The sequence below is a fragment of the Phytoactinopolyspora endophytica genome, assembly GCF_004138495.1.
Lineage (GTDB): Bacteria > Actinomycetota > Actinomycetes > Jiangellales > Jiangellaceae > Phytoactinopolyspora > Phytoactinopolyspora endophytica.
In genome coordinates this window covers 536843-541017 of the sequence record NZ_ML142851.1, presented here as the reverse complement: position 1 = coordinate 541017, position 4175 = coordinate 536843, and the positions used below count along the sequence as shown (strand labels likewise).

The window sequence follows — 4175 nt, the reverse complement described above, 5'->3', positions numbered from 1 at the left end:
CGACCTGGCCGCATCACTACACAACCAGTCCGACCGGCTAGCCGAGAACGGACAGCAGCAGGAGGCACTAACCGCCATCGAAGAGGCGGCCACGACCCGTCGGCAGCTAGCCCAAGCAAACCCATCTACCTACGAGCCCGACCTGGCCGCATCACTACACAACCTCTCCAACCGGCTAGCCGAGAACGGACAGCGGGAGGACGCCGACCGAATCACACAGGAAAGGCGGGCATTGGCGACGGTTCCAAAGGGCGGCAGCGTTCGTCTTGAGCCAAACGGGTGATCCAAACATTGCGCCGATCCTCGTCGAGTCCATGACGCCAAACTGCCAGTCGTCAACGACGGCGTTCGGTCACGCTGCTGGGCGCTGCAGGTGGTTCGCGCAATCGCCGGACGACCGGCACGAGTCGCGCCACAGCCCACGCTGTCACGTGCACGCACGCAACGCTGTCTGTCCATACAAGCTGGTTCGCAGATCGTGATCGACAACGCGGAACGTCTCGTCTGTTCTGTCTACCGCCTTCGCCTTTTCGCGCTGCCGCCTGGAGAAAGCGGCGTGCTCACCACGTAGATACCCACTCTGACCTGCGCCGACGCATCTACGCTGATCGAACTCCACTTGATCACCCCGACCGATATATCCTGTTCGCCAATGGCCCGACTCGGACGACTTGAGGCGCTCCTTGGCGCGGCGCTCGCTGACGTCAACGAGGCGGCGCTCGAACGGCTCATCACAGAAAAGATCCGTGAATACCAGGACCTCGACTTCAAGCGCGTGGCCACAACAACGACAGCAAGAAAGAGCTAGTCGGGGATGTAGCGGCGTTCGCCAACGCTGTCGGCGGTCTCATCGTCATCGGCCTCGACGAGGACAAGGACGGCACCGCGTCCAAACTAAACCCGGTAGATCTATCCGACGGCGAAGAGCTGCGTATGCAGAGCGTAATCGTGGACCGGGTAGTGCCTCGCCCATCAGTCCGCATACATCGCGTTCCGACCGCAGCCGATGACTCGAAGGGCTATTACCTAATCGAGGTGCCCCGAAGCGTGCACCTTCCCCACGCGGTCCGCAACAACGATTGGCTCGCGTATCCGAAGCGGCAAGGCACGATGAAGGCGTGGCTCTCGGAATCGGAAGTCGCGGACGCTTATCGGGACCGGTTCGCGGCGGCGCGGACACAAGTCGACCGCCTCTCGCTGGTCCGCAGCGAAGGCGAGGCGGCATTGCCACCAATTGGCGAATGGACATCACTATCGATGGCACTCGTGCCGACCGTGCCTGGTGAGCTGCCATTGACGAACCAGGTAGTGCGAGGTCTACGGGGAAAAGCGGCAAACGCTCCGACTGCCGGCATGACGTCGTCGGTGCTCACAGAAACGTTCGAATGGCATGCCATCGCTGGATTCCAACGGATCGTGCTGCATGTCGGCGAGGACAGGGAGGGACGCCCAGAGCATGGCCTGTTGCATCTGCACACAGACGGCAGCAGCTTCATCGCCGCGCACGTAGGCCTTGAACTCCCTGACGGGCTCCACACACCGTCGGGGATGTCGCGTGTCGGTGATGCTCGGCTAATGTGGACGGTGATGGCGGCGCTCAGAATGCTCGTGGATCACGCCGTGAACAGGTGCGGCACAAGTGGTGACGCGGTCGTGGAGGCAACGCTGCTGAGTGATCTGCCGATGCAGCTAGGAATCGACTACGGGCGATTTCAGTCCGACACTCGGGGACACGGTCTCGCTGCGAACGGTGCACCGATGGCCCAACGCACCATCAATCTCGACGAATGCGCGGCTTCCGAAAGCGATTTGGCGATCGTCACCCGCACCCTCACCAACGATCTTGCACAAGGCTTTGGTGTCGCCGAGTTACCGTTTCTCGATGACGACGGCGCGGTGCGAGTCGAGCACTTCGGGCATGAACGGCGCCAAGTTGAGGAGATGGCGGCGAACCTCGGCCTGGCAGTCAGCCGGGAAACGACCTGGTCGTCGAGATCGCGGTAGGGCGTGAGCCGGACGGCGAGGTCGGATGCGGGCAAAACCAGCGACCCGGGCACGTTCGCGCCGCTCGGGCCGTGTCGTCTGGCAGGCTGAAGGTATGTGCGGGCGATATGTAGTCACCCAGAGCGCCGGTGATCTGGCCGAGGAGTTCGGTGTCGACCGCATCGAAGTCTCCGAACGCCTCCTGCCGGACTACAACGTCGCGCCGACCAGAACGTCACCCACCGTGCTGGCACGCCCACCGCGAGATGCCAGGGACGCCGAAGCCGATCCGACAACTTCGGAACCTGACGTGGGGGTGTTGACCGGACTAAGCGACGACACACCGCACGTAGTGCGGGTGTATAGATCGGCGGCGGTATAGAACCCTTGTTCAGCGGCAACGACTGCTGGACGGAGGGTGATGGTGGATTGCTCAGGGCTGGAACTGTCCCGGTGGGGCGCGGTGGTCGACAATGCCGGGCATGCGCCGTGGCTGGTGGTGGATGACGTCGGCAAGGTGGTGGAGCCGATCCAGCGGTATCTGGTTTAGTTCGCATCTCGTGGCAATCGGCCGGGTAGCGTGCGTAGCTGTGCCTACTACTTGTTGAGGTGGTGGCGCTGGATGCGGTTGCTCGACGTGCCATGGGAGCAGGTGACGTCCACTGAGGTGCGTGATTACGCGCGCTGGCTCGGCGCGCACGACGTCAGCGGCGACGGCGGGCACGGTCAACGCGCTCACCCGTAAGTCGTATCTGGGTGATCGCTACCAGCCGCGGACGATCCGACACGCGATGGCGGTGGTGCGCGGGTTCTACGACTATTAGGCCGACCTCGGCGAAGGCCCGGTCGTGAATCCGGTGCAGCGCGCGGCGCGGGCTCGGCCGAACGCGCACCACAACCCTATGGAGCCGTTCCGGCCCGAAGGCAGGGTGCGTTACAACCCACCGGTTCCGAAGCGGCGCCCGCGGACCCTGTCTGACGAGCGGTGGCGTGACGTATTCACGGCGCTGCGTTCGCACCGGGACCGAGCGTTGCTGGCGTTGGCACTGAGCAACGGTGCCCGCGCTGGCGAGTTGCTCAGCCTGCGTGGCGTCGACATCGATTGGGGCGATCAGCTCGTGCGGGTGATCCGCAAGGGCAGCCGCGCTGAGCAGTGGCTTCCGGTCAGCGCGGAGGCGCTCTCTCCGGGCTATGGCACGATTAATTCGCATGACGACTGATTATGATGATTTTGCTGCCGATTACGCTGCTGAGAACGAGACAAGCCTGCTGAACAACTACTACGAGCGGCCAGCAATGCTCGAGCTAGCTGGCAACGTCGCGGGACGCAGGATTCTTGATGTCGGTTGCGGAGCGGGGCCGCTCTCGGCCGCGCTACGTGATCGTGGAGCACATGTCGCGGGCTTCGATTCAAGCGCAGCGATGGTGGATCTCGCGCGTCGTCGCCTGGGGGATGACGCTGATCTGCGCGTTGCAGATCTAGGCAAGCCCTTGCCATACAAGGACTCATCGTTCGACGACGTCGTCGCCTCGCTCGTCTTGCACTATCTGCGCGATTGGACGGAGCCGCTGGCTGAGCTTCGGCGGGTGCTCAAGCCCGGCGGTCGTCTCATCTTGTCGGTCAACCACCCGTTTGCTTATCCACTTAGTGAGGGAGCAGCGAAGTACTTTCCGATAGTGGAGTGGCCGCTGGAAGTAAACCTCGCTGGGAAGTCTGCAACTCTTCTGACCTGGCACCGCCCTCTGCACGCGATCGTGGACGCCTTCGCCGAGGCCGGCTTCCGACTCTCCATAATCAGTGAACCCCCGGTCTCGCTCGAAACACCGAAGGAGCTCATTCCCCCGCACTTAGAGGGGCGGATGCGCTTCATATCGTTCATCTTCTTCGTGCTCGAGAGTCCGGACCTTCCCGAGTAAGCGCCCCTTGTCGTTCGCCACCTTCTTCCAGCAACGCCGTCGTGGCGTCACGGGTGAGCCGGTAAAGGGTCTGGTGCCGTCGTGGGCGAAAGACCCCAAGATCGGCAGCGTGTGGCACCATTCGTGGCACGAAACAGGGTTAACAGATGTGCTTCACGGGTCGCCTTGTGGCTCGATTGTTCGTAAAGTTGCAGGTAGAGGCCATAGTTGACGTCGAGTCATGCCCTCCTAAAGCGGGTGTCGTAGGTTCGAATCCTACCGAGGGCGCAACTGCG

Annotated in this window: 8 protein-coding genes and 1 pseudogene; all 9 read left to right on the top strand. The window is 62.7% G+C overall.

All coding sequences use genetic code 11. The features are described from left to right. Positions 1–283, top strand: a 283-nt coding sequence (locus ELR45_RS37235) for a tetratricopeptide repeat protein (RefSeq protein WP_205856232.1), incomplete at its 5' end; no start/stop codon positions are given. A gap of 369 nt (positions 284–652) precedes the next feature. Further along, on the top strand, positions 653–808 hold the full coding sequence (locus ELR45_RS34805) for a hypothetical protein (protein WP_165367591.1): 156 nt from the start codon (positions 653–655) through the stop codon (positions 806–808). Next, a pseudogene (locus tag ELR45_RS42580) lies at positions 751–1050 on the top strand (AlbA family DNA-binding domain-containing protein); the annotation flags it as partial. The gene ELR45_RS34805 and the pseudogene ELR45_RS42580, both read left to right, overlap by 58 nt. A gap of 525 nt (positions 1051–1575) precedes the next feature. Next, on the top strand, positions 1576–2004 hold the full coding sequence (locus ELR45_RS40555; RefSeq protein ID WP_240759282.1) for a hypothetical protein: 429 nt from the start codon (positions 1576–1578) through the stop codon (positions 2002–2004). 94 nt (positions 2005–2098) lie between these two features. Continuing rightward, positions 2099–2365, top strand: coding sequence for an SOS response-associated peptidase family protein (locus ELR45_RS08340; RefSeq protein ID WP_165367590.1), 267 nt, complete (start codon positions 2099–2101; stop codon positions 2363–2365). A 39-nt stretch (positions 2366–2404) separates the two neighbouring features. Further along, entirely contained in the window at positions 2405–2533 is a 129-nt protein-coding gene (locus ELR45_RS42025) for a hypothetical protein (protein ID WP_276320654.1), read from the top strand. 72 nt (positions 2534–2605) lie between these two features. Beyond that, on the top strand, positions 2606–2728 hold the full coding sequence (locus tag ELR45_RS42020; RefSeq protein ID WP_276320653.1) for a hypothetical protein: 123 nt from the start codon (positions 2606–2608) through the stop codon (positions 2726–2728). Between the two features lie 157 nt (positions 2729–2885). Beyond that, positions 2886–3203 carry a tyrosine-type recombinase/integrase gene (locus ELR45_RS37230; protein ID WP_205856231.1) on the top strand — a complete coding sequence of 106 codons (318 nt, stop codon included), beginning with the start codon at positions 2886–2888 and terminating at the stop codon, positions 3201–3203. Beyond that, positions 3193–3900, top strand: a complete 708-nt coding sequence (locus ELR45_RS08330) for a class I SAM-dependent methyltransferase (protein WP_129665006.1) — start codon at positions 3193–3195, stop codon at positions 3898–3900. Before ELR45_RS37230 ends, ELR45_RS08330 begins: the two co-directional genes overlap by 11 nt. Positions 3901–4175 lie beyond the last annotated feature (275 nt).